Source organism: Catellatospora tritici, from assembly GCF_019083965.1.
In the GTDB taxonomy this organism is placed as follows: Bacteria; Actinomycetota; Actinomycetes; order Mycobacteriales; family Micromonosporaceae; genus Catellatospora; species Catellatospora tritici.
The window spans coordinates 1-24494 of sequence record NZ_JAHRCY010000026.1 but is presented as its reverse complement, the minus strand read 5'-3'; the positions used below and the strand labels follow the sequence as shown (position 1 = coordinate 24494).

Annotated in this window: 19 protein-coding genes and 2 pseudogenes; 6 read left to right on the top strand and 15 right to left on the bottom strand. The window is 71.4% G+C overall.

What is annotated here, in order from left to right; genetic code table 11:
• Nucleotides 1-7: 7 nt before the first annotated feature.
• The 4 genes from KUA19_RS36070 to KUA19_RS36055 form a co-directional block, all read right to left on the bottom strand.
• A complete protein-coding gene (locus KUA19_RS36070) occupies nt 8-781 on the bottom strand; it encodes a tetratricopeptide repeat protein (protein ID WP_217403426.1) in 774 nt (257 codons plus the stop codon).
• Nucleotides 782-810: 29 nt separating this feature from the next.
• Complete coding sequence (locus tag KUA19_RS36065) at nt 811-969, bottom strand: hypothetical protein (protein ID WP_217403424.1); 159 nt, start codon at nt 967-969, stop codon at nt 811-813.
• Nucleotides 970-1121: 152 nt separating this feature from the next.
• Nucleotides 1122-1364 carry a hypothetical protein gene (locus KUA19_RS36060; RefSeq protein ID WP_217403422.1) on the bottom strand — a complete coding sequence of 81 codons (243 nt, stop codon included), beginning with the start codon at nt 1362-1364 and terminating at the stop codon, nt 1122-1124.
• A gap of 140 nt (nt 1365-1504) precedes the next feature.
• Nucleotides 1505-4585 (bottom strand): AfsR/SARP family transcriptional regulator, encoded by a 3081-nt coding sequence (locus tag KUA19_RS36055; RefSeq protein WP_217403420.1) that lies wholly within the window; start codon nt 4583-4585, stop codon nt 1505-1507.
• Nucleotides 4586-4813: 228 nt separating this feature from the next.
• On the opposite strand from KUA19_RS36055, the gene KUA19_RS36050 reads away from it, so the two are divergent.
• Complete coding sequence (locus KUA19_RS36050) at nt 4814-6085, top strand: helix-turn-helix domain-containing protein (RefSeq protein WP_308167844.1); 1272 nt, start codon at nt 4814-4816, stop codon at nt 6083-6085.
• Between the two features lie 72 nt (nt 6086-6157).
• Nucleotides 6158-6370 (top strand): annotated as a pseudogene (locus tag KUA19_RS36045) (transposase); the annotation flags it as partial.
• Between the two features lie 21 nt (nt 6371-6391).
• Here the strand turns inward: KUA19_RS36045 and KUA19_RS44240 are convergent.
• Entirely contained in the window at nt 6392-7339 is a 948-nt protein-coding gene (locus tag KUA19_RS44240; protein ID WP_308167843.1) for a GNAT family N-acetyltransferase, read from the bottom strand.
• Nucleotides 7340-7585: 246 nt separating this feature from the next.
• On the opposite strand from KUA19_RS44240, the gene KUA19_RS36035 reads away from it, so the two are divergent.
• Nucleotides 7586-8644 carry a hypothetical protein gene (locus tag KUA19_RS36035; RefSeq protein WP_217403416.1) on the top strand — a complete coding sequence of 353 codons (1059 nt, stop codon included), beginning with the start codon at nt 7586-7588 and terminating at the stop codon, nt 8642-8644.
• Nucleotides 8645-8821: 177 nt separating this feature from the next.
• On the opposite strand, the gene KUA19_RS36030 is transcribed toward KUA19_RS36035, so the two are convergent.
• The 3 genes from KUA19_RS36030 to KUA19_RS36020 all read right to left on the bottom strand — a co-directional run bounded on the left by KUA19_RS36030 (nt 8822) and on the right by KUA19_RS36020 (nt 16535).
• Nucleotides 8822-14275, bottom strand: coding sequence for an ATP-binding protein (locus KUA19_RS36030; protein ID WP_217403414.1), 5454 nt, complete (start codon nt 14273-14275; stop codon nt 8822-8824).
• 209 nt (nt 14276-14484) lie between these two features.
• Complete coding sequence (locus KUA19_RS36025) at nt 14485-15666, bottom strand: AAA family ATPase (RefSeq protein WP_217403413.1); 1182 nt, start codon at nt 15664-15666, stop codon at nt 14485-14487.
• Complete coding sequence (locus tag KUA19_RS36020) at nt 15618-16535, bottom strand: DUF8692 domain-containing protein (protein ID WP_217403412.1); 918 nt, start codon at nt 16533-16535, stop codon at nt 15618-15620. Before KUA19_RS36020 ends, KUA19_RS36025 begins: the two co-directional genes overlap by 49 nt.
• A gap of 229 nt (nt 16536-16764) precedes the next feature.
• On the opposite strand from KUA19_RS36020, the gene KUA19_RS36015 reads away from it, so the two are divergent.
• Nucleotides 16765-17277, top strand: coding sequence for a flavin reductase family protein (locus KUA19_RS36015; RefSeq protein WP_217403411.1), 513 nt, complete (start codon nt 16765-16767; stop codon nt 17275-17277).
• Nucleotides 17274-17879 carry a malonic semialdehyde reductase gene (locus tag KUA19_RS36010; RefSeq protein WP_217403410.1) on the top strand — a complete coding sequence of 202 codons (606 nt, stop codon included), beginning with the start codon at nt 17274-17276 and terminating at the stop codon, nt 17877-17879. Before KUA19_RS36015 ends, KUA19_RS36010 begins: the two co-directional genes overlap by 4 nt.
• A 206-nt stretch (nt 17880-18085) precedes the next feature.
• Here the strand turns inward: KUA19_RS36010 and KUA19_RS36005 are convergent, their stop codons facing one another.
• Both KUA19_RS36005 and KUA19_RS36000 read right to left on the bottom strand, forming a co-directional pair.
• Nucleotides 18086-18247, bottom strand: coding sequence for a hypothetical protein (locus tag KUA19_RS36005; protein WP_217403409.1), 162 nt, complete (start codon nt 18245-18247; stop codon nt 18086-18088).
• A 137-nt stretch (nt 18248-18384) separates the two neighbouring features.
• Entirely contained in the window at nt 18385-19164 is a 780-nt protein-coding gene (locus KUA19_RS36000) for a hypothetical protein (RefSeq protein ID WP_217403407.1), read from the bottom strand.
• A 345-nt stretch (nt 19165-19509) separates the two neighbouring features.
• On the opposite strand from KUA19_RS36000, the gene KUA19_RS43440 reads away from it, so the two are divergent.
• Entirely contained in the window at nt 19510-20262 is a 753-nt protein-coding gene (locus KUA19_RS43440) for a hemerythrin domain-containing protein (protein ID WP_254550658.1), read from the top strand.
• A gap of 385 nt (nt 20263-20647) precedes the next feature.
• On the opposite strand, the gene KUA19_RS35990 is transcribed toward KUA19_RS43440, so the two are convergent.
• From KUA19_RS35990 to KUA19_RS35970, 5 genes and pseudogenes are all read right to left on the bottom strand, one after another.
• Entirely contained in the window at nt 20648-21874 is a 1227-nt protein-coding gene (locus tag KUA19_RS35990) for a cupin domain-containing protein (protein WP_308167842.1), read from the bottom strand.
• Nucleotides 21870-22073: pseudogene (locus tag KUA19_RS35985) on the bottom strand (hypothetical protein); the annotation flags it as partial. The pseudogene KUA19_RS35985 and the gene KUA19_RS35990, both read right to left, overlap by 5 nt.
• A 161-nt stretch (nt 22074-22234) precedes the next feature.
• Nucleotides 22235-22450 (bottom strand): CsbD family protein, encoded by a 216-nt coding sequence (locus KUA19_RS35980; protein ID WP_217403403.1) that lies wholly within the window; start codon nt 22448-22450, stop codon nt 22235-22237.
• A gap of 81 nt (nt 22451-22531) precedes the next feature.
• The gene (locus KUA19_RS35975) at nt 22532-22849 is read right to left on the bottom strand and encodes a hypothetical protein (protein ID WP_217403400.1); all 318 of its coding nucleotides are present in this window, start codon (nt 22847-22849) and stop codon (nt 22532-22534) included.
• A 67-nt stretch (nt 22850-22916) separates the two neighbouring features.
• Nucleotides 22917-24044 (bottom strand): AI-2E family transporter, encoded by a 1128-nt coding sequence (locus KUA19_RS35970; protein WP_217403398.1) that lies wholly within the window; start codon nt 24042-24044, stop codon nt 22917-22919.
• Nucleotides 24045-24494 lie beyond the last annotated feature (450 nt).

Below are 24494 nucleotides of genomic sequence, written 5' to 3'. Positions count from 1 at the left end.
GCGCCGATCAGCCAGGCGCATCCGAACGGAACCGCTCCAGCAACTTGCGAGCGCGGGGGTGGCCGCAGTCGGCCAACTCCTGCAGCGCCGAGGCCGCCGCGACGGAGTCGCCAGGCTCGCCGAGAAGCCGCGCAAGGCACCGCAGCGCCAGATCGTCTCCGTCGGCAGCCCGCCTACGCAGGCCGTTTACGTCGTGGTGGTCGAACAGCCACCAGTTGAGCTGCTTGCCGGCGCCCCGGTCCCCCGAGTCCGCCAACCGGCGCAACTCGTCGACGCGATCCGCTTCGCGCAGCACGGACAGGATGCGCGAATGCGCGCCATGCTCATAATCGGGATGTTGGCGAAGGCTATCCAGGACCTCCAGCGCCGCATCCACCCGCCCCTGCCGGACCAGTAGCGCGGCCAGCCAAGACGTCGCCCAGGGAAACTCCACCGACTCCTGCCGCAGCTGCGCCTCGGCCTCGCGCCTCACCAGCAGCTGCATCAAGGTCACGAACGCGCGACCGTCGCCGTCGCGAGCGAGTTCACGCAGATCATCCAGCCGGTGATCGTCGACCAGAATCCCGATCAACCTGACGAACGCGCACAGGTTGCCCCGATCGACCTCCGCGCGAAGCTCGCCCTCACGGTCGGGCTCTGCCAGGCCGGCCAGCAGCAGATCGCAGGCCGCGTACTCCTCGACCGAATCGTGTACGTAGTACCGGCGGTAATACGACCAACCCGCCCACTGGTCAGCTCGCTCCTGATCATCAATATGCAGCGCGGGGATCTCCACCGCCACAGTGTCACCCGTGGCGGTCTACGGAGGTGTCACCGGCCGACGACTGTCGGACCCTTGTCCTCCGCGAACACGGTATGGCCGGTGCCGCGCGGCTCGACGGCGGCCTGATGGCCGACCACGGCGGCGGTGAGGATCAGGGCCTGAGCCGCTACGACGATGCCCGACACCAGGATCAGTTTGCGCTTCATGACGGCTCCCGCGGTGAGTGCGTTTCGGATGGCCTCACGTTCGCGGGCACCGTTCCCGAACCGGTCCCGTCGCATTCCCGAAGTTGCCGGTATCGGCGGGAACGAGCCATCGGCGCAGCTCAGAGCTGCCGTTTGGTTGCCGGTTACGCGGGTCAGGCGGCGGGGCGGCAGGAGAGGATCTGCGGGCGTGCGGCGGTCACCGCGACCACCGTCACCGCCGGACCCGTCTCGTGGCCCAGCTGGTCGAGCCGACCGCGGACCGCGGACCGGATGGAGGCGAGTTCGGCCTCGCCGAGTTCGGCCGGGTGGAGCGTGCCGTCGGGAGTCGTGACGCTGATCGCGACCACCTGGTGCATGCCGTCGGTGGTGGCGGTCTCGACGCGATAGGTGCTCACGTGTGGTCTCCCGGCTCAGGTGCGGAACGCGGCATGCGCGTCTCGACGACACGAAGGCCGACGACGCGTGGTCGTCACCTGCCAGCTTCCCGGGACGACCCGCACCGGACCAGGAAATCGGGCGGCAATCAGGCGGCAGCTCACGCCGAGGTCGGCTGACGGCGACGCCGGTCGCGTGGAATGTCCAGCGACGCGAAGACCGCCTCGGCGTCGACGTTGAAGGCGCCGGCGGCATCGCGATCGCCGAGTTCGTGGGCAGCCGCGGCCATACCCGCCAGCGCGTACGCCTCCTCGACCCGGAACTTGACCGCGACGGCCGTCTCGTACGCCCGGGTGTGCAGGTGCAGTGCCGCCTCGGCGTCCCCACGGGCGAACCGCAGCCGCCCGAGCAGGTTCTCGACCTTGGCGCGCCGGAGCGGGGAGGCGGTCCGGCCCGCGGCTTCGGCCGCCTGCTCGGCGTACCCGGCCGACGCTCGCGGATCGCCACGCCGGTGGGCGACCTCGGCGGACAGCGCCAGTGTCAACGCCACCTGACCGGCCTCCCGGCTCTCGTCACACGACAGCCGGGCTTCGGCCAGGGACAGCTCGGCCAGTTCCACCTCACCCAGGCCCAGCCGTGCCGCGGCCAGGTCGGTCAGCGCGACCAGGGCCGATTCGTGCCTGCCCAGGCCGCGGATGAGCTCGACCGCCTGCGCGGCGGCGTCGGCGGCTTCCGGATAGCGGCCCCACTGCTCGTAGAGTGCGCTCAGCACGGTCAGGCTCTCGGCCGCGGCTCTGGGCGTACGCAGCTCGTGCTCCAGCGCGATCGCCGCGAGCAGGTGCTCCAGGGCGGCGGTGAAGTCGCCCAGCAGGCCCTTGTAGAGCCCGAGGGTTCCCTCACAGTGAGCCTGGGTGCGCTGGTCACCGGCCCGCACCGCCAGTTCGAGGCCCTCGGCGGCGACGGCGACGCCCTCGTCGAAGCGTCCCAGCTTCCAGCAGGCGACCCCGTGGTTGGACAGACTCATCCCCAGGATCCCGGCGTCGCCGAGGTGGCGCGCGGCGGCGACGCCCGTCCGGGCGAGTTCGGCGAACTCGTCGAGGTATCCGCAGGCGTTCAGGTAGAAGGCCACATCCCGGCTCAGGAACACGGCGTGCTGGAAGAGGCTTTCCTTCACCGCCAGGTCGACCACGGAGACGAGCGTGATGTGCTCGCGGCCGAACCACGTCTGTGCCTGGTCCGCGTCGCCGAACCCGGGCGCGGGGGCGGTGGACGCCTCGACACCGGTCGGTCGGTGGCTGCGACCCGGGAACAGGAGGGCGCAGGCCGCCCCCGTCGCCGCCAGATAGTGCGTCACCAGGCGGCGCACCGCCTCGGTGCGGCTGTCGTCGGGCAGTTGCCGCAGGTTGCCGCGCGCGAAGCTGCCGACCAGGTCGTGGTAGGCGTAGCGGGCGAACTCCGGCTGATGCACGAGATGCGCGTCGAGCAGCCGCTCGAGCTGCTCCTCGGCGTCGTCGGGCGCCAGGCCCAGCATGGCGGCGGCGGAGTCGACGTCGATCTCGCGGCCCGGGTGGATGGACAGCAACAGGAACGCGGTGCGGCCCGCCTCGGGCAGCGCCTGGTACGACAGCCACAGCGCGCTGGCCACGCCACGCTCGCCCGAGCTGAGCTCCCGAAGCTTGCGGTCCTCGTCCCGCAGCCGTTCGACCAGATACTGCACGGTCCACAGCCGCCGGTTGCGCAGCCTGGCCGCCGCGATGCGCAGCGCCAGCGGCAGGTGCCCGCACAGTGCGGCCAGCTCGGCGGCGGCCGCGGGCTCGGCCTCGATCCGCTCGGCGCCGAGCAGTTCGGTGAGCAGCGCCAGGCTCTCGTCGGGCGCCAGTACGTCGATCGAGATCCACTCCGCGCTGTCCAGCTCCGTCAGCCTCGCCCGGCTCGTCACCAGGACCAGACAGCCTGCCGATGTCGGCAGCAGTCTGCTCACCACGGCGGGTTCAGCCGCGTTGTCGAGCAGCAGCAGCATCCTTCTGCCCGCGAGGGAGGACTGCCAGAGCAGGTGGCGGCCGACGACATCGTCGGGCATGGCCTCCCGGGGCACGCCGAGCGCCCGCAGCAGTCCCTCCAGCGCCGCGCCGACGTTGACGGGGCGCTCCCCGGGCGTGAACCCGCCCAGGTCGATGTAGAGCTGGCCGTCGGCGTACTCCGCCGTCAGCAGGTATGCGGCCCGCACCGCCAGTGAGGTCTTGCCCGCGCCGGGCATCCCGTCGATCGCGATGACCCGCGTGCGCGATCCGCTCGACCGGGCGCTGGCCAGCAGGTGATCCAACTCCGCCCGACGTCCCACGAACTCGGTGACGTCGAACGGCAGCGTCCGTGGCACGGTGGTCCGCACCTGGCCGGTCGTCGGTGCCGGACGGTCGACGGGATCAGGGCCGACCTGCCGGGAATCGGGTGTGGCGGGGCCGGTCGGGGTGGCCTCGGGCTCGACGGTCCGCACGGCGAGTTCGGGATCCTCCCGCAGGATGCGTTCGTATAGCTTGACCAGGTGCGGGCCGGGATCGACGCCCAGCTCCTCGGCCAGCCGCTCGCGGATCCGGCCATACTCCTCCAGCGCCTCGGCGCGGCGTCCGGTCTGGTAGAGCGCCAGCATCAGCTGACCGCGCAGCGCCTCCTGCAGCGGGTGCCGGTTGATGTGCGCTCGCAGCTCGCCGACGAGGTCGGCCAGTTCGCCGCCGGTCAGGCGGAGGGCGAAGTAGCGTTCGAGGGCGGCCAGGCGGCGTTCCTGCAGGGCGAGCGCCGCGGTCTGCACCAGCAGCCCGCCGACGTCGGCCAGCACCGGGCCGCGCCACAGCGCGTCGGCTTCGCGCAACAGGAGCGTCGCCTCGCGGGTCCGGCCCTGGTCGGCGTGCAGCCTGGCTTCGCGGACCCTGTCGTCGAACTCGGTGACGTCCAGTGGCACGCCGGCGGCGACGGCGTACCCGGGACCTTCGGTGGACAGGACGGACCTGCCGTCGGGGATCCGGCCGCGCAGGTCGGCCACGGCCTTGCGGATCTGGTGCGGGGCGGTCGCGGGCGGCTCCTCGTCCCAGGCCGACTCGACCAGCCGGGAGACGGTGAGCAGCTTGCCGGGCTCCAGCAGCAACGCGGCCAGAACTCGCTTCTGGATGAGGCCGCCGAGTTCCAGCCTTTCGCCGTCGGCCCACACCTCCAACGGCCCGAGGATGTTGAACCGCAGACCGGTCACGCCGACTCACCGCCCGCTGCCTCAATCAGCCGCCCCCGCCGCGACCTGACGCCTGCGCACCGCCTCAAGCCACTGCGCATCATAAGGGTTGATGGCGATGAATGGGAGCGGTGGATGTGTCCCGTCGCGCCGGGATCGCGGCGGTACGGGATCGGGAACGGGCCCGCCGACACTCACCTCCACCGGCCGCCAGGCCACCGCCGTCGTCGTACATGGGGGTAGAAGACCTTGTCCCACAATCTTTTGCTGCGCCTTCGCCTACAGCGCGGTATGACGCAGGAAGAACTCTCCGAGCAGTCCGGCATCAGCGTGCGCACCATCAGGAACTTCGAGCGCGGGTCGATCCAGCATCCCCGTCGCAGTTCGGTCGACATGCTGTTGTCCATCCTGGACCCTGACCTGAAGCAGCGGCTGTGGTCTTCGTCGGTGCCCGCCTCCTGCCCTCCCGCCGACATCATGGCCGAACGGCTGCGGCTGGCGAACCCGGGCGCCGGGTCCTGGCGGGGCGGCCGGTCGCCGCGCACCTCGCTGTTCGGCCGCGATGCCGAGGTCGACCGGCTCGCGGACCTGGTCACCACTCATCAGATGATGGTGCTGACCGGGCCCGGCGGTGTCGGCAAGTCCCGCGTCGCCCAGGCCGTGGCCGAGCGGGCGAGCCACTGGTTCCCCGCCGGTGTCGCCGTCGCCGAACTGGGCCGCGTTCCCGCAGACCGGTACGCGGACGCCGATCGGGTGCTCGACTGCGCGCTGGCGGCGGTGGCGGCGCCGCTGGGTGACGGCGCCAGGTCGGGCGACGACCGGCTGCTGCTGATCCTGGACAACACAGAACACGTGGCGCGCACGATGACGTCCGCCGTACAGCGGTTGCTCGCCGAACGCCCCGGCCTGCACGTACTGATCACCTCCCGCCGCCCGCCGATCCTGCCGGGCGCCGGGATCTGGGAACTGGCGCCACTGGCCGAGGAGGCCGCGGTGGAGCTGCTGCTCGACCGAACACGGACCAGCTGCCCGACCCTCGACCTGGCCGCCGATCGGCCCGCGGCGGTCGAGCTGGTCCGGCGGCTGGACGGCCTGCCGAGGCTGGTGGAGTTCGCGGCCCACCGGCTGCGCCTGGTGCCGCTGACGGCGCTGCTGGCGGACAGCCGGTGGCTGAACCTGCCGGGGTGGGCCGACGGCGCCGTGCTGCCGCACCAGCGCACTCCGGAGGCGAGCCTGTGCTGGAGCCTGGACCTGCTCGACGAACGCCACCGCAGCCTGCTCGTCCGGCTGGCCGCCCGGTGTCGGCCCGACGACCCGTTCAGCTCCTGCGATCTGGAGGCCGAGGACGAACTCGGCGGGCACGCGCAGGAGCTGCTGGCCGACCTCGCCGAGGCGTCACTGCTGCTGGTCGATCGAGGTCGTCGTTACGAGTTCCGCCTGCTGCACCATGTACAGGCGATCCTGGCCGAGGCTCCGGGAGGGTGGGCTGCGACGCAGGAACCGCTGGTCAGCGCGGCGTGACGAGGCTGTGTAGCGGGCAACCTCGACCTGGTATCGCGGTCAGGTTCCGGGCTGCGAGCCCGAAGTGGACCTGTGTGCCTGCTCGTCAGGATCGGCGTGCGGGTCGACGGCACCAAGGAACTGGTCGCGTTGTCCGACGGCTACCGGGAGTCGACCGGGTCGTGAGCTGACCTGCTGCGCGACTGCAAACGCCGGGGCATGCGCGCCCCGGTCCTGGCGGTCGGTGATGGCGCGCTCGGGTTCCGGGGTGCGCTGCACGAGGTGTTCCCGCAGACCCGCCAACAGCCAACCAGCGAGCGGCTGCGATCAGCTGGACTTCTTCTTGTAGAGCGTCACGTCGCGCGTGAACTCCTTGAAGCCAACGCTTTCGTACAGCCGCAGCGCGGCGTTGCCCGGTTCGCCGTCGCACGCGACGGTCGCCTGCGTCGCCCCGGCCTCGCGCGACAGATGCATACCGTGCAGCGCCATGGCCTTCGCGATCCCCAGCCCTCGGTAGCCGGGATGCGTCCCGAACGGCTCGAACTCCACGGACCGGTTGGCCTCGTCCAGCCAGATCATCGTGGTCGCTACCAGCGTCCCGTCCGGGGCCTCTACGACCGGGTGCAGGTCGGCACGGTAGGAAGCGGTGTGCGGCAGGGCTTGGCCAGCACCGATCGAGTACGTTGACGGGTTCCAGGCGTCGATATGCGCCTGGGCCGCAGCCACGGGCCCGACATCGGCCGCGCTCCGGAAGCGGAAGCCTTCCGGCAGGACTGGCGTCGCGATGTCGTCGAGCGTCCGCACACAGAACAGCGTGAACTCGCCGTCCGGCTCGGGACCATAGCCGGCCGCGCCCCACGCCATCAGTGCGCGTGGGTCGCAGGTCTGCAAGACAACGCTCCGGTCCACGTCCACAGCGACCCGCTCGAACCAGCGGACCACCTCCTCGACGAGGTCCGCGTGCTCCGGGTGGACCTGGAACGACAGCGACGCCGACGTGGAGTCCCGAACCGTGCCGTCGGTGAGCTTCACCCGAGTCGGCAGGTGCGCCCGGCCCCACGCGACGAGTTCCTCGCCGGAGCCGGTGTCGACAAACCACAGCCGACACCGCCACGACCTGAAACGTTCCCAGGCCGCGCCCTGGTTCCAGACCCACGCCAGTTCGCCATACGACGCGCCAGCGTTCACCAAGTCGGGCCGCAGGGCGGCAACGCGCTGCGCCAGCCCCTGCATAAGAATGACATCTTCGGCGGTGAGCAGATCTGCATCGGTCACGACCCGATAATGTGACACCCCTCCGCCAGCCGCGCAACGCAATATACTGGCCGTACGGGCCGCGCACACGATCTGCTCCACCTGGCCAAATCGAGCCGCCGATCCACAACTCTCGACAATTACCCAGGCGGGACCCTGGCGGCCCGCAAAAGGGCAGAGCTTACGAACCACCGCGGGATTCCACTACGGCGCGGGCCTCAATCGGCGGGACGGTGTGGAGTGTCCGCCCTCGGTAGCATTCGCGCCGTGCGAACACTGGTGGAGTACGCCGATGCGCTCTCGGATGCGGCCAACGCGCAGGACTTCGAAGCGTACGACGAAGCGCTGAAGGGCATCATCCAGGTCGGCGCTGCCGCGTCACGGGAGCAAGCCGACGCCGCGCTGGGACGCATCCGTCCGCTGGTCGAGACCCTGCCGTTGAGCCTCGCGGCCGGGCTCGCCCGAGTCGCGGCCAACCTGTGCCTCTACGGCAGCGACATCAACGTCCTGGTGCCGGTGTTCGTCGAACGGGCCTGCGTCGCGATGGACAACACGTTCGTGTTCAACATGTCCTGGGACCAGCTCATCGGTCGCCCCTGGCCGCAGCCCGCGCGCGAGCAAGCGGCGATTCCTGACATGCGGCGCTTCGTCGATGTGGCGTGCAGCCGCGGTGTGGACAAGCGCCAGGCGGTCGAGATAGCCGAGGCGTGGGCTTTCGCGGGCGCCTGGGTGCAGCCGGTGCTGTTCCTGGCTCAGTATCAGCAGGTCCGGGCGGCGCTTCCGCAGCGCGAGCGCCTCACCGAGGTCGTCGGCGTGGCCCGGCACCTGTTCGAGCAGGCGCATTTCCTGCACGGTCTGCTACATGTCCTCGACGACGAACCGCTGATCGTGCTGCACCGCCAGACCGGGCGCGGGTTCCGGCTGCGTCTCACCGGCGTCGCCGACCACCGGCAGCTGCACACCCTGCTGGCCGGACTCCTCATCGGACCCGAATCGCCGGGCGGGCTGCCCGGTCGGCGTCCCGCCGACAGCGAACTCGTCGCCGCCACCACGGGCGAGGTCCTCGACCTGGACGAACCCATCACCGGCACGATCATCCTCAACGATGCCGCCGGTGAGTGGGTGTGGAACGGCATCCCCGCCGGCATCGCCACCGTCGACGGGGTGCGGGTGGTGGTCATCGACCCGCCGACAGTGGAACGCACCTGGAAGACCGCCCGCATCTATCCGTACCTGGAGCCCCGCATCGAGTTCGAGGGCGAACTGGCCTCGCACGAGGCCGCCACCTGGCTGAGCCGCTGCGCCCCGCCGAAACGGGTCGACTGAGAGTGGGCGGCGCGGCCGGGTGACTGCTCTCCGGTTCCTGCCCCACCGCGCGCCAGGCGCCCGACCCGGCTGTGGGCCGGTCCGAGGTAGAAGTGAACGCGGACCGGCCCCCCCCCGGGGGGGGGGCGGGGCCTGCGTGCCCTGCCCCCGGCCCCCCCCCCACAGCCGGGCGCCGTGTTACGCGAGCCCGAGACCGCGCTCGATGGCGGCGATGATCTGCGGGCGCAGCTCCTCCGGCCGCACGATCGCGTCCACCGAGCCGACCTCGACCGCGCGCTGGATGCTGTGCACGGCGTCGAACTCGGCCGCGACCTCGCTCAGCTTCTCCGCCCGGACCGTGGCCCGGACGTCGAGCAGCTGGGCGGCCAGCCCGGCCCGCTCGCCGCCGGACGCGGCGGCGATGCGTGCCTGCAGGTCGGCCACGCGCGGGTCCTTGGCGGTGCGCGCGTCGACGTCACCGGAGAACACCACGGCCGCCGCCGGGGCGCCGCCGAGAACCGAAGCGAACGAACCCTCCACGGCCAGCACCGTCATGTTCGGGTTCAGCGCCTTGGAGAACACCACGAACGCACCGCCGTGGTAGCGCGAGATCACGCAGAACACGATCGGGCCGCGGAAGTTGACGATCGCCCGGCCGATCTCGGCGCCGTACTCCAGCTGGAGTTTGCGCATCGACTCCGGCGAGCCGTCGAAGCCGGACAGGTTCGCCAGCACCACCAGCGGCCGGTTGCCGCTGGCCGCGTTGATCGCCCGCGCGGCCTTCTTCGACGACTGCGGGAACAGTGTGCCCGCGGTGTAGGTGTCGGGGCCGTCGGTGGGCGGGAACCCGCGCCGCGGCACCGAGCGGGACTCGATGCCCAGCAGGCAGACCGGGATGCCGCCCAGGTGCACGTCCTGCACGACCGTGGTCTCGGCGTCGGCCATGCCCGCCCAGCGCTCCAGGATCAAGTGGTCCTGGTCGGCCAGGGCGCGCATCACGGTACGGATGTCGAAGGGCTTCTTCCGGTCGGGGTTGCGCTCCCGGGAGAAGATCTCGCCGACGGTGGCGAAGTCGGTGTCGGGCCACGTGTGCGGGAACCCGCTGATGTCGCGGTCGGCCGGGTCGGTGGTGGCCGCCCGGCGCGGTCCGGACTCGCCCGGCGCGACGTAGGTGTGGTCGTAGTGCGCCATCAGCACGTCGCGGGCGGACTGCAGGTCTGGCGCCCAGTACTGGGCCTGGCCGTTGGGGCCCATGACCCGGTCGTAGCCGCCGATGCCGAAGTTGTCCTCGGCCGACACGCCGCCGGAGAAGTCCAGCGACTGCTTGCCGGTCAGCACCATCGCCGACTCCGGGGTCATCACCAGGATGCCCTTGGTGTGCATGAGCATGGTCGCTTCGGCGTTCCAGTACGGCTGCGCGCCGACGGTGATACCGGCGATCACGATGTTGATCTCGCCGCCGTCCTGGGTGAACTCGACGATGCGCTTGAGCGCCGCGGCGACCCAGTCCATGTTCTCGGTGCCGGAGTTCATCGAGATCCGGGCACCGGCCGACAGCGCGAACCAGTCCAGCGGCACCCGCATCCGCTCGGCCAGGTCGAGCGCGGCGATGATCCGCGCGCACTCCGGCTCGGCCAGCGCGCCCAGCGCCTTGGTCGGGTCGCCCAGCAGCACCACGCGGGTGACGCCCTCGGGGTAGCGCTCGGTCGGCGTGCTGATCACACCGGCGACGATGCCCGACTTGTTACGCCCCCGGGGCCGGTCGACCGGCACCAGCACACCGGTGTCGTCCAGGTCGTACTCGGTGAAGGTGCCCTGCTCACCGGCGAGCATGCCGGTCAGCTCGTACGGGTAGGTGGTGCCCCGGCGGCGGGCCGACAGCACCTTCTGCCGGTAGTCGTCGATCGGCTCGATCGGCTCGGTCGTCGGCGCGGTCACCGACATGCGCATGCCCGCATCGAAGCTGACCTCGACCGCGATGTCGGACAGCTCGCCGGTGGCGGTGTCGCGCTGGCGGCCGAGGAACAGCACCTGCTCCAGCCCCGCGCCCGCGGTGAGCGGGAGCATGCGCTGGATGACCAGGTGCAGGTCCTCGATGCTCAGCTCACTCTGCGGCCAGACATACAGGGTGATGCGGTTGGTGTCGAGGCGCTTCTTGGCGGGCCGCTGCGACTGGACCATGCGGATGGCGTCCAGGCACGCGTCCAGCGCGCCCTCCAGCGCGGGCAGCGACAGGATCCGGCCGTCGGTGTCGCGCAGCGGGGTCAGGTCGCGGACCTGCGCCATCGCCGCCAGCCGCTCGTCGGCCGGGTTGTCCGGCGCGACGCACCGGAACACGTAGACCTCCTCGTCCGCCGACGGCAGCCGGGTCAGGTCGAACCGGCTCAGGCGCGGCAGCTGCAGGCGCTCGGCGATCAGCGGGTGCAGCCCGCGGATCACCCGGTCCTCGCCCTGGCCCGGACGGAACGTGAAGTGGTGGTGGTGCATCGCGCTGCCGGTCCGCCCGGCCACCGACACCGTCAGCCGCTGGACGCTGTCCAGCACTCCGGCCCGGTCGACGACCTCACGCAGGACGGTGCCCATCGCCTCGGTGTCGGGCTGGTCGGCCCAGGTCACGTAGACGTCGGCGACCGAGCGCGGTCCGGCCAGCTCGGCGACCTTGGCCAGAGCCGCGGGCAGCTCGGCGAAGTCGGTGGCCGTCGCGACGAGCTGAAAGCGCTCGGCGCCGCGGTCGTACTCGGCGATGAAGAACGAGTGCCCGGACACGTCGAGGCAGCGGATGTCGCTCGCGCCCCGATTGCCGTAGTAGCGGCGGCTGAGCACCTCGAGCATCGGTCCGTGATCGGCGCCGGTCTTGCCGATGCGCTGCCCGAGCAGGCGCACCAGCGGTTCGGGCGAGGCGACCATCTTGGCGATGCGCTCGGGCCGGTCGGCGGCGTCCGGGTTTGCGTCCAGGTGGCGCAGGTGCTCGCGGACCTCGTTGTACACCTCGGCGCGCTTGCGGCGCAGCATCGGCTGGGCGGCCCAGCGGAACACGATGCTGCGGGCGAGGTCGCCGACGACCGGGAAGCGGACCTGGGTGGCCGCGATCAGGTGCTCCAGCGCCTGCCCGACCAGGTCGCGCAGGCCCTCGCCGGGCAGCGGCTCGGTCAGCCACTGCTGCAGCAGCGCGACGATCACCGCGACGTCGGCCGAGGCCCGCTGCTGGGCCAGGAAGATCCGGAACACGGCCTCTTCCAGCTGCGGCGTACGGTCGAAGCCGTCCACGCCGTAGTGCGCCAGCACCCGGCCCAGCCGCTGGCGGAACGTCTCCGACAGACCCGCCCGGTCGACGTCGAGGCTCTGCAGGTAGGTGTGGAAGTACTCGCGCGGGCTGTGCACGCGGGTGTCGGCCTTGGTCTCCTCGCCCGCGGGCCGGTTGCGGCTCAGCTCGGACAGGTCGGCGAACACCTGCAGCAGCTCGACCTCGGCCTCGACCGGGCGGCGGCCGGACTCGGCCCGCCCGGCCAGGTAGTCCGACAGCGCCCGGCGCTCGTCGCGCGGGTCGACGTCGTAGCCCAGCAGCAGGCTGCGCAGGTCGGCGATGCCGCGCGCGATCCGGGCGTCGGCCGACATGCCCGACGGCGCGGCGGGCAGCTCCAGGTCGACGGCCTCGGTCTGGGCGGCCTCGGTCTCGGTGGCGTCGCCGATCGGCTCCAGCCGCAGCATCGGCGCCCCGGTCTCGACCTGGCTGCCGACCAGGACCAGGCACTCGCGGATGCGGGCCTTGACCGGTGCCCGCAGCACCGTCTCCATCTTCATGCTCTCCAGCACGAGCACGGGTGCGCCCGCCTCGACCTCGTCGCCGACCTCGTGCGGCACGGCGACGACCAGCGCGGGAGCGGGGGAGCGCATTACGCCGCCCTCGTCGCGGCTGACGCGGTGGGTGACCCCGTCGACCTCGACCAGGTGGATCGGACCGTGCGTGTCGGTGACCAGCCGGTAGCGGCGGCCGTTGACGACGATCCGGCCGGTGTGCTCGTCGTAGCGCTCCAGCTCGACGTCGACGGTCGGGTTCTCGCCGATGCCGACCCGGTAGCGGCGCGGGCCGACCTGGGCGACGCTGACCCGGTAACCGGAGCCGCGTAGCTTGAGGTCGATCGGGCGGCCGCTCTTGTGCTGGACCTGCGGTCGGCCACCGTGCGCGGTGGACAGCAGCCGCTGCTGCTCGACCTGCGCCTCGTCCTCGTACGCCTCGATCGCGGCGGCGGCCAGGGCGACGCCGGAGTTCTTGGCCGAGATCAGGCGGCCCTCGGCGCGGACCCGGTCGATCCAGCCGGTGTCGGCGCTGGCGTCGATGACCTCGGGCTGGTCGAGCAGGTCGAGCAGGAAGCTCTTGTTGGTGGCGCCGCCCTCGATGATCACGGTGGTTTCGGCGACGGCGCGGCGCAGGCGGGCCAGGGCCTCGTCGCGGGTACGGCCATACGCGATGATCTTGGCGATCATGGAGTCGAAGTCGGCCGGGATGACGTCGCCCTCGCTGACGCCGGTGTCGACGCGCACGCCAGGGCCGCTGGGCAGCGCCAGCCGCACGATCCGGCCCGGCGACGGGGCGAAGTCGCGGTCGGGGTCCTCGGCGTTGAGCCGGGCCTCGACGGCGTGCCCGACCTCGGTCGGGATGCGGTCGCCCAGACGTCCGCCCGAGGCGACGTGGATCTGGGCCTTGACCAGGTCGAAGTCGGTGGTCAGCTCGGTGATCGGGTGCTCGACCTGCAGCCGGGTGTTGACCTCCAGGAAGGCGAACAGCTTCTCGCCCGGGTGGTAGAGGAACTCGACCGTGCCCGCGCCGCGGTAGTCCACCGCCAGTGCCAGCCGCTCCGCCGAGGACTTCAGCTCGGCGGCCTGCTCGGGGGCGAGCACCGGCGAGGCCGACTCCTCGATCACCTTCTGGTTGCGCCGCTGCACCGAGCAGTCGCGCACGCCCAGCGCCCACGCGGTGCCCTGGCCATCGGCGATGACCTGCACCTCGACGTGGCGGGCGCCGGTGACCAGGCGCTCCAGGAAGACGATGCCGCTGCCGAAGGCGCGCTCGGCCTCCAGGCTGGTGCGCTCGTACGCGTCGGTCAGCTCGTCGTCGCTGCGCACCACGCGGATGCCGCGCCCGCCACCACCGGCGGTCGCCTTGAGCATCAGCGGGTAGCCGATCTCGGCGGCCGCTCGCTTGGCCGCCTCCAGGGTCTCGACCGCGCCGCGGCTCCACGGCGCCACCGGCACGCCGACCTGCTCGGCGATCAGCTTCGAGCCGATCTTGTCGCCGAGGCGGCGCATGGCCTCGGGGCTGGGGCCGATGAAGGTGACGCCGATCTTCTCGCACAGCTCGGCGAACGCCGGGTCCTCGGCGACGAAGCCCCAGCCGACCCAGGCCGCGTCCGCGCGCGTCTCGATCAGGGCCCGCTCCAGGACACCGTGGTCGAGGTACGGTCGCGCCGACGCGGGACCGAGGCAGTAGCTGTCGTCCGCCTCGCGGACGAAGGTCGCGGTGCGCTCGGCCTCGGTGTAGAGCGCGATGGTCTCGATCGGCGACGCCCCGCTCTCCGCGTTGAGCTCGCGGACGGCGTGGATCAGCCGCATTGCGGCTTCTCCGCGGTTGACGATGGCGATACGACTGAACACCGGACAAGCCTCCCAAAGAACCGACGGGGACCCCTTCAAGGGCGGGGTCCCCGTCTACCACCTTTGCATCTAGCGTGCGGCAAAAAACCGTGGCTCGCGCCAGGAGTCGACAGCAAATTTTGTGGGGATCCACCAAAGCCAGCCCTGTTTCAACTCGACAAAAGATGTCATTACCGGACAGTTTTCCGTGACATTGCCGAGTTTCAACGTCAGGATCGGGCGGGCCAGTGCCATCGCGGCTCGTCCAACCGACCCTGTCCCTCCACCGTCGTCTGGCCCAGCTCCTTGACCAGTTCGACCGCATTCACGTCGGCCTCGGCCCGATCCAGGGCCGAGATCAGCGCCCGAGAGTGGGACACCAGCACGATCTGGGAGTGGTCGGCGGCTCGGACCACCAGCTGGGCCAGCGCGGGCAGCAGGTCCGGGTGCAGGCTCGTCTCGGGTTCGTTGAGCACCATCAGCTGCGGCGGCCGCGGCGTGAGCAGCGCCGCCGCCAGCAGCAGGTAGCGCAGGGTGCCGTCGGACAGCTCGGCGGCGGTCAGCGGGCGCAGCATGCCGGGCTGCCGCAGGCGCAGTTCGAACCGGCCGCCGTCGGTCCCGATCTCCAGGCGACTGTCGGGAAAGGCGAGGTCGACGGCGGTGTCGAGGGCTTCGTGATCGCCGATCTCCCGGATGGTCTGCAGCGCGGCGGGCAGGTCGGCGCCGTCGTGGGCCAGCACCGCGGTCCGCGTGCCGAGCTGCGGGAGCCGCGCGGGGGCTGCGGCGTCGGTGCGCAGGTGGTCGTAGAAGCGCCAGGCGCGTACGCGTTCGCGCAGCTGCATCAGCTCGGGGGCGTGCCGGGGGTCGGCGAGTTCGCCGAGCATGCTGTCGAAGGGGCGCAGCACCTCCAGCAGGCGGTGCCAACCGCCGTCGGGGTCGCGCAGCTGCACGGTGCTGCCGTGGCGCTGGGCGAGCACGGTCGAGGGCCGCAGTGCCGGTCCGGCCCATACAGCCTCGACCTTTATCTCGGGGTCGAGGGCGAACGCGGACGCCGCCACCGGCCCGTTGGACACCGGCAGGCCCAGGTCTATGGCGTAGCCGAAGTCGTCGGCGCCGAAGCCGAGCTTCAGGCTGGCCGGTCCGGTGGCGACGGTGCCCTGTACCGGGTGGTGGCCCTCGCGGACCGCCCGGCCGATCGTCGGCGGTCCCGCCCACATCGTCGACTGCAGGCCGCCCTCCCGGGCCAGCGCGGCGACGGCCCCGTTGCGGGCGGAGTCGGCCAGCAGACGCAGGGCCCGGTAGAGGCTGGACTTGCCGCTGCCGTTGGCGCCGGTGATCACGTTGAGCCGATCCAGCGGCAGAATCAGCCTGCGCAGCGAGCGGTAGCCCTCGACCGCGAGCACGTTGAGCACGCTGCGAGCGTACGGCGGGCGCCGCGCCCGGGTCGCCGACCGCGCGGGACCAGGCCCCGGCAGGTACTGCCGCCGGCGTCGCCCGCTGCGGAGCGGGTCAGACGAGTGCGGCCGGGGTTGGCGGCGGGCTGGATCCGGGCCTGGACGGGTGCGATCGCCGTGACCGTGTGGCGGTAGTGCTCCAGGCGGGTGCTGACCGCGTACAGCAGTGCGACGCTGCCCAGCATCTGCAGCAGCTCCTCGAGGGAGGCGCCCACCAGGTGCCGCAGGAACGGGCCGCCGGACAGTGCCTGACCGGGCAGGGCGACCGGCACGTGGTAGCCGGTCAGCACGCCGACCGCCTCCATCGCGCCCACCCCGGCGACGTACAGGCCGCCCGCCGCGATGATCAGCATGCGGGTGCGCGCGGGCAGGTGCAGCAGGAACCGCAGGTACGACGCCGCGAAGACCACCACCAGCGGGGCGAGGATCAGCAGCCACGACGAGGCGGCTCCGATCGCGGCGAGGTGGCTGCTGCGCAGCACCTGGTGGGCGTCGGCGAGGTTGTCGACCGACAGCAGCGCGAACACCAGGCTCAGGATCCGCCAGTGCCGCCGGAAGCGGATCTCGCCGGTGGCGGTGACGGCGTTGGCGATCTCCCACAGCACGCACGCGGTCACCAGGAGCACGCCGGAGGCGAACCAGCTCGGCAGGTTCTGCCGGTGGTCCACGTTGACGAACGTCGTGAGCCAGCCGACCAGCCGCTCGCCGTGGCCGACGCCCCAGGCGTGGTAGAGGACGTTGACGGCGAAGCTGGCGAAGTGGAGCGCCGCCACGGCCCAAAGCAGCCGCCGGGCGAGCGCGCGTGATCCGGGCAAGGTGATCGGCATCGGCGTTGCTCCAGTCAGGTCGGACGATCTGGAGTCGGACTCTATTGACCGCTACTTGGCCACAAACTCGGTAACACGCGGTGAAAGCGGCATTGTCATACATATGCAATGTGAGCGTTTTCGCGCCTCGGCCATATCCTATTAATCCGGTAGGAGATGTTGAGTATTGCTTGAGCGGCTGTTAGGTTGCCTTCATGACCCCCGCAGCTGTCCCCACCGACGTGTCCGCATGACGGTCACGGCGCCCTACGGCATCGACCCGCACCTGCTGCTCGGCACGCTGCGGCGGCATGCGACGACAGTCACCGTAGTCACTCTGTCCGGCGGGTCCGGCCTGCCGCCTGTCGGCTTCACCGCCACCTCGTTCACGTCGGTCTCGCTGCGCCCGCAGCTGGTCTCGTTCTGCCTGGACCGCGAGTCGACCAGCTGGCCCGCGGTGCAGCAGGCCCGGCACGTGGCCGTGCACCTGCTCGCGGCGGGGCAGCATGACCTGGCGCGCAACTTCGCGACCAAGGGGATCGACCGGTTCGCCGACCAGACCACGTGGACGCCCGGCCCGTACGGCATGCCGCTGCTGCACGGCGTCCTGGCGACCCTGGTGTGCGAGGTCGACGCCCGGGTGCCCGCGGGCGACCACGCCATCGTGCTGGGGCGGCCGGTGCACGCCGAGCACCGCGACGCCGAGCCGCTGCTCTACCACATGGGCGGCTACCGGCGCCTGGACCGCGAGGCGACGCCGTGACCCTGCCCGAGACCGCGACCGTGCTGCCGGAACCGCTGCAGGACCTGCTGTTCCGCCAGGCCCGCACCGCCCACGCGTTCACCGACGAGCCGGTGACCGACGAGGAGGTCCGCCTGATCCACGACCTCGTCCGGCACGGCCCGACGGCGTTCAACTCGCAGCCGCTGCGGATCGTCCTGGTCCGCTCCGCGGCCGCACGGGCGCGGCTGCTACCGCATCTGAGCAGTGGCAACCGGGCCAAGACCGCCGCGGCGCCGCTGGTGGCGGTGCTGGCCGCCGACACCGAGTTCCCCCGGCGGCTGCCGGAGCTGTTTCCGCACGAACCGCGCGCCGCCGAGTGGTTCGGCGACCAGACTGCCCGGGAGCAGCAGGCCCGACTCAACTCGGCCATGCAGGCCGGTTACTTCCTCATCGCGGTACGCGCCGCGGGGCTGGCCGCCGGTCCGATGAGCGGGTTCGACCCGGCCGGGGTCGACGCCGAGTTCTTCCCCGACGGGAGGCTGCGCTCGTTCCTGCTGGTCAACATCGGTCGACCGGGACCGAACGCGTGGCGGGAACGGCTGCCCCGGCTGGCGTACGACGAGGCGGTCAGCGAGGTGTGACGGGAGGCGGGTTGCGCCAAAGGCGTCCTGCACCGGCACTTCGCCGACTTCCTCGCCGCGTTCGTGCTCGACCGCATCGGGCGGATGGACCCGCAGGCCGCCGCGCTGCTGGCCGCGGCCGGGACCGGGTCGGTGGTCGACAACCTGACCGACGCGCTGACTGCCCTGTTCGGGTGGGCCGCGGTGGCGATGGTCGCCCTGGTGACCTACCGCGACGAGCTGCGCGCCAGGCTGCGAGAGACGTGGCCGGCCGGGGTGCCGGTGCTGACCGACGCGGCGATCCTGATCGGCGGATACCTGGCCGCCGAGCGGGAACTGGGCCGGGTCACGGCCGACGTCGACACGCTCGCGGCGATGCTGATCGGCACCACACATCTGCTGTTCGCCGACCGGACAGGCACCCCGCCTGACCCGGCGAAGGCCCGCCGGGCGGTGGCCGCGGTGGTCACCGGGCACTTCGGCGGCCCGTCCGCGGGGGCCTCTGCTCGGTCGCGGCCGACCCTGATCAGACCCGGCCCTGCCGCCGCCGCACCACGAACAGGCCGCCCGCGCCGAACACAACCGCGAGCCCGACCCCGAGCGCGACGTACCCGAGGCCGGACGGCCCGCTGTCGGAAGCTTTCACCTGGCCCACCTGGTCGGCCGACGCGATCGGCGACGCCTCGACCGCGGGATCTCCGCCGGTGTCGGACGGACTCGGGATCGCGGCGATCCCGGAGGCGGCCGGAGTGGCCGGGTGAGTGGAGCCGGGGGTCTTCGGCTTCGACGGTGCGGGAGCGGCCGTCTTGGCTGGTGGCGACGTTCCCGCCACGGTGATGGTGAACCAGTCGCTCTGCTCCACCACCTCACCGCCCGCGCCGGTCTGGATCTCGCCGTGGATGGACCAGTCGTAGTCGGTGATCCGGGCCCGCAGTCGCCAGTCGCCGCCGACCGCGGTGGGACTGAACTTGACGCGCAGGTTTCGGAACGCCACGCTCTCGGTCGCGAGCTCCATGGGACTGAGCGGAAGCGGATTCCAGTCAGTGAAGTACTGGTACTCGACCGCGGCGGTGTTCGCCTTTGCCCCGGCGGGCGGGACGATGTCGATGGCGATCGACTGCGCGTAGACGAAGTAGGTCCCACCGGACTGGGTGAAGTTGAGCCGGAACTCGACCGGCTCGCCACCCGCGACCGCGGTCTTGGCCCCGGTCATCCAGCTGTGAACCTGCGCGACGTCACCCGCGTGGGCGGGCACCGCCACCGCGAGCAGTGCGATCACGCTCAGGCCCGCCGCGGCACGGGTCAACCATCCATTAGACACGAGCGCCCCTCGCCGAAGCCGACATCGCGCTGGATTAGATCAACGGCGGTCGTGGCAGTCAACCGGTTCCAGGCGGCGGGGTACGGCCGCCTCGACCTGGACCGAGCTGTAGGTCCGAGCCGCGCTCGGCAGGCCCGCCGAACTGCTGCTCGCAGCCGGTCGGCGGGCCTGCTGCGGCGTTTCCGGGCGTGGGTGCGCGGGTACTCGACATGCCATGAAAATCGGGACGAGGCGGTGCGGCTGGCGCACCGGCCGTGGCCGACGTCCGGGCTGAGCGGCCGCCGGTTTCGGCGAACTGTTCGTCGCGTCGTCGGACCGCACTACGCCGACATGATCGACATGTATCGCAAGGAGATCCTGTCCCAGGCAATGAGCACGATTACCGCGAACTCCCCGCAAACATGTGTACGCAGCGGATATGCGGGTAATGGTAAACGTGTCATCGCAAAAGGAGGCACTCCAATGGCTCAGGCAACCAAAGCGGGTACGCGTCAGGGAGAGTCCTCGACGGGCGCACGCAAATCGACGACCGCCGCCGCCCGCTCGTCCTCGACGGGCAAGACGAGCGCGTCGGCGAAGAAGTCGATCGGCGCTGCGGCGTCGACGGGCATGGACGCGATCGCACTGCTCAAAGCCGACCACAAGGTCGTCGAGGGTCTGTTCAAGCAGTTCGAGAAGGCCGGCGACAACGCGCACGCGGCCAAGCGCAAGATCGTGGATCAGGTGATCACCGAGCTGACCACGCACGCCTACATCGAAGAGACGATCTTCTACCCGACCGCGCGCAAGGCCGCCCCGGACACCGGCGAGCACGTCCTGGAGAGCGTCGAGGAGCACCACGTGGTCGCGTGGATGCTGTCGGAACTGCGCGGCATGGACCCCACCGATGAGCGTTTCGACGCCAAGATGACGGTGCTGATGGAGAACGTGCGCCACCACGTCGAGGAAGAGGAGAAGGAGTGGTTCCCGGAGGTCCGCAAAGCCATCGGCCGGGCTGACCTGCGAGAACTCGCCGAGCGTATGGAGGCGGCCAAGGCCGACGCGCCGGCTGACCCGCTCTCGCTCAGCAGCGCGCAAGCCTGATCGGTTTCGCGAAGGGGTGCGGCCCGTGGGGCCGCACCCCCTGACGTTGTGACGCGCGCCATGTTTGAGCGCTCACCGTCATTGAGTGACTACCTAGAGTGAAAAAATCTTGGCTTAACCCTGGACGCCGCAGGTCAGAGACCGTAACTTGGGTTCCAGTGATGCAGCGCTCGACGAAGCCCTCGCCGAAACGTGAGGGACGGCTCGGGCGGAGAGATCCGCCGCGCGGCACCGAGCAGCATCACCGGGGGATGGGTGGACAGACGCCGTTGGGGGACGGCGTCCACCCGGACAGAGAAGGCCGGCGGTCGCCAACGGGGGTGGGCGACCGCCGGCCGCTGTCTGCGCCCCTGCGGCTCTTCATTCCTCGGGTCTCCGCGACTCGTCATTCGTCGGCCGGGACCAGGACGCCCTCCCGCAGCAACCTTCGCGCCAGGACGAGACGCGACTCGAGGTCGTCCAGGCCGGGCAGGTCCTTCACCCCGACGGCCGGACCGGCCAACGCGGCTTGCAGTGCACTCTGGCATCCCGGGGGGAAGGTCAGGACCCGGCCGGGAAGTTCCAGCCGACCGTCGACGCAGCTGAAGCGAAGTCCCGGGCGCAGCCGTACGCGGCTGGCCCCGGTCAGCGAGTCGGCGAAGGCGGCCTGCGCGACCGGGCGGACCGGCGCGGGCCGGTGTGCGGTCCACTGACCGGCACGCAGGTGCCGGGCGATCTCGGCCGGATCGGCCTTGCGCATCGCGTCGTGCAGCGCCTCGACCGTGGCGGCCAGGTGCGGAGCCAGCTGCGCCGGATCGGTCAGGTCCAGCCCGAGCGGCACCCCGGAGCGGACCTGAGGGTCGGCGCCGGCGAGGTCGAGCAGCGCCTGGGCGATCGTGTACCGGGTCGGGCGGCGCAAGCCGAGGGTGACGTGCAGGCTGGTGGCCTCGACGGCGGAGGCGGCGTGCAGCCACCCGCGCGGCAGGTACAGCAGCTCGCCCGGGGACAGCACATGGTCCAGGTACGCGGGTCCGGTCGCGGTGGCGGCGACCTCGTCGGCCCGGCCGCCCCACGGCTGACGCTCCAGCGGGTCCGGATGGACCGGCTCGTGCACGCGCCAATGCTTGGTGCCCGCGATCTGCAACACGAACACGTCGTGCGTGTCGTAGTGCGTGGCGAAGCCGGTGTTTCCCGCCGGGGTCAGATAGGCGTTGGCCTGTACCGCGCAGCCCAGCGCACCGGCCAGGTCGAGGCAGAACGCCTGCAGCGGCGGCCAGATCCGGTGCAAGCCCTGCAGTACCAGCGTCGCCCCGCCCGCGAGCAGGTCCAGCACGCGATCGTCGCGTACCTGGTCGGAGATCTCGGCACCGAGGCCGCCGCCGCCGGTGAACCGCTCGGCGGGGACGAGTTTGCCGTCGTGGGCCACCCGCAGGAAAGGCGTGCGCAGCCCGCGGACGCTCAGCAGCTCGTCGACCGCCTCGAGGTCCAGCAGGTCGCCGCAGTCGCCGGTGGGTCGCAGCATCGGTCGGCGACCCCAGTGCTCGTCGGCGAACGCGGCCGGGTCGCCGACGCAGCGGCGCAGCGCCGAACCCGACGGGTCCGGCGCTGCGTGGTGCCCGAGCTGGTCAGGCACTGCCGTCGGCTCCGCCGTCGTGCTCGTCGGGCGCCACGGTCTCGCCCGCGCCCGCGTCGGCCGGGCCTTCGGTGTCCGCACCGCCGTCCGCGCCGCCGTCGTGCTCGCGCGGGTCGACGTTCTCGCTGGCACCCGCGTCGGCGGGCCCTTCGCCGCCGGCCCCGGTCGAAGCGACGATGTCGTCATCGTTGAGTCGCATGGTGTCCTCCAGAGGTCGCGTGTAAGACCTTTTTCTCCTGATACGCGAACCTGTAAACCCGATCACACCGCCCGGCCGGAGTCGGCGTCCTGCGGGACGGCGGCGCGGGCAGAACGAGGTATGGCCCGCCGTGAGACGGCGGGCCATACCTCGAATCGGGCTCAGCGCTGGGACCGGGTCGCGACCTCGTCCTCGTCCTCGTCGCGGCCGCGGATCGCGTCGCGGATATCGTCACCGGCCTGGTTGATCTTCGCCTTGGCCTGGTCGGCGATGCCCTCAGCCTGCAGGGAGTGGTTGTCGGTGGCGTCACCGATCTTCTCCTTGGCCTTGCCCAGCAACTCCTGGCCCTCGTGCTTCGCCTCGTCCAACGCGCCCACGGTCGCTCCCTCCGTCTGTATCGATCCACTGCCAAATGCCTGCCCGCGGCGGACACCCGCGAAACGCCATCGGGGCGTCGGTCAGTCCGGGGGTTCGCCGACCGAGTCGGGCTCCTCGCGGGCGAGTCGGTCGTCCAGCGTGTCGCCACGCCGCCGGCCACCGGCAGTGGTCCCCTGGTCGTCCATGCCCAGGGGCGGAGTGTCCCGGTCGGCCGGCAACGCCTGCGGGTCGCGCCCCGGCTCGTCGCCGGTCGAGACGTCGCGGTCCTGCGCGTTCACCTGGTCGTCGGCGTACTCGGGGAGGTCCCCGTCGGCCGGTTCGGGTAGCGGCTGCACCGGTGCCTCGTCGCCCGGTGGTTCGAAATCCTCGGCGGGCGGGGTGAAGTTCGGTTCGCTCATGATCGGGCAGTACCCGTCGACGACCGAGGCCACACCTGGTGCGCTGGTCGACGGCGGCTTCGCCGGATCACCCGGCCGGTTGCGGCGCGGCCGGGTCGGCCTGCTCGACGAGGGCGGCGACCTCGGCGTCCTGGGGGACCGGGTCGGTCGGGTACCCCGGCGGGGGCACCGGGGCGCGCAGCTCGGCGATCACGGCCTTGACCGTGGCCGCGATCGGAATGGCCATCAGCGCGCCGATCAGGCCCAGCATGGCCGCCCCCACCAGGCCCGCGAGCAGGACGGCCAGCGACGGCATGTCCAGGCTCCGCCGCATCACCCGGGGCACGATCCAGTAGTTCTCGACCTGCTGGTACACCAGCAGCCACACCACGATCGCGATCGCGGCCGGCCACAGGCCGGAGGCGATCGCGGCCACCACGCCGCAGACCGCCATGCCCAGCGTCGCCCCCACCAGTGGGATCAGGTCGGTTATCGCGACGATCAACGCGAGCGGAAGCGCGAACGGGACGCCCAGGATCAGCAGGCCCGCGTAGGCGACCACCCCGGCGATCACCGACACGATCAGGTTGCCGATCATGTACGAGCCGACCTTGTCGACGGCCGTGTCCACGATGCGGCGTACTCGCTCGCGGTGTCGGTCGGGCGCCATGAGCTGGGCCCGGCGGCGCAGCCGGGGCAGGTCGGCCAGGAAGTACAGCGACAGGACCACCACGGTCAGCGTGGTGGCCAGCCCGTCCAGGAAGGTCTGGAACAGGCCCGGCAGGCTGGCGCCGATCCAGGTCGGGATCGAGGCGGCCAGGTCGTTGAGCCGGTGCCCGACCCCGTAGCGGGCGCTGAGGTCGCGGAACACCGGCGACCGTTCGTCCAGCCCGGCGATGTAGCCCGGCAGATCCTTCACCAGCGCCCCGGCCTGGCGCACCAGCGGCGGCCCGACACCGATGACCAATGCGGCCGTCGAGCCCAGGGCGAGCCCCAGGATGACGGTGACGGCGTAGGGGCGCCGGACGCGGTGGCGCACCAGCCAGCGGACCGCGGGGTCCAGGCTCACCGCCACGAACAGCGCGACCAGTACGAGGACCAGCACCTCCCGCACCGTCCAGATCGCCATCAGCCCCAGCCCCACCGCGGCCACGCCGCACGCGGCCGCCGCCGACCACCGGAACACGTCGGCGGAGGTGATACGTCCTCTCTTCACCCGCTGCGGATCCCCGCAATCCGAGCGGGCAAACATGCCAATCGTGGTGCGAGTGTCCAGATCGGAACCTGGGCCGACCTCGGCGAAACGAGTACGCGGATCGGTGGGCGAGCCGCGTCCGGCGGATGTGGGTTCGTACTTTCAGACGATAGGCGGTATGGTTCGTCTGCCCGGCATGCGTGTCGGGTCGGCCCCACAAGCCGTTCACGACGCTCAAGAAGCGGGTGTCGACGCCGAACAGAGGACCGCGGCCGAGTGCGCAGGGCGCACCGGTTCCGACGCGGTTCACTGCGGTGAAGGAACTGCAATGTCTGTCAGCACCACGACCCTCGTCGAGACCCCCGTCGACTCCGTTAGCACCAGCGACGACCTCGACGCCTCCGTGGCCGAGGCGGCTCTGCTCCGCCTGGCCGAGACGAGCCCGGACGACCCGGCTCGCGAACATGTGCG